Origin of the sequence: Vibrio sp. S12_S33, assembly GCF_963889785.1 — a bacterium.
GTDB lineage: Bacteria > Pseudomonadota > Gammaproteobacteria > Enterobacterales > Vibrionaceae > Vibrio > Vibrio aestuarianus.
Map to the genome: position 1 here is coordinate 1 of NZ_CAWPQZ010000259.1, position 443 is coordinate 443.

Annotated in this window: 1 protein-coding gene; it reads left to right on the forward strand. The window is 40.0% G+C overall.

The genetic code is table 11. The features are described from left to right. Positions 1 to 145: 145 nt before the first annotated feature. On the forward strand, positions 146 to 443 hold a 298-nt coding region (locus AACW06_RS20070; RefSeq protein WP_192076388.1), incomplete at its 3' end, for a pentapeptide repeat-containing protein.

The window sequence follows — 443 nt, forward strand, 5'->3', positions numbered from 1 at the left end:
AGCAGCTAACTAGGCGTTTAAGACGGATTCCCAACGCTTGGGAGTTTCGATTCTAGGTTGAGTTTTGTGTTTAAGGCGCAATGGTTTAGGATTGTAGTCGCGTTGCTCACCACTTAACGCAGCGTTAGGCTATTCAGAGGATACGATGACAGATTTAAAAAATAATGAGCAATATTTCGACGTTTCTTTTGAGAAGTTTTCCTCACCAGATGAGAAATATAGCAACGTCGAGTTTGAAGATTGCCAATTCTCCGACTGCGATTTCTCAGCGGTTAAATTTCAGAAATGTAAGTTTACAAACTGCACATTTGAACGCTGTAATTTGAGTTTGGTCGATTTTACAAACTCAAAGCTCTTTGAGCTTAAATTTCAAGACAGTAAGTTAGTTGGCGTTGATTGGACGAAAGCGACATGGCCAGTTTATCACTCAGACTTTGAGCTAA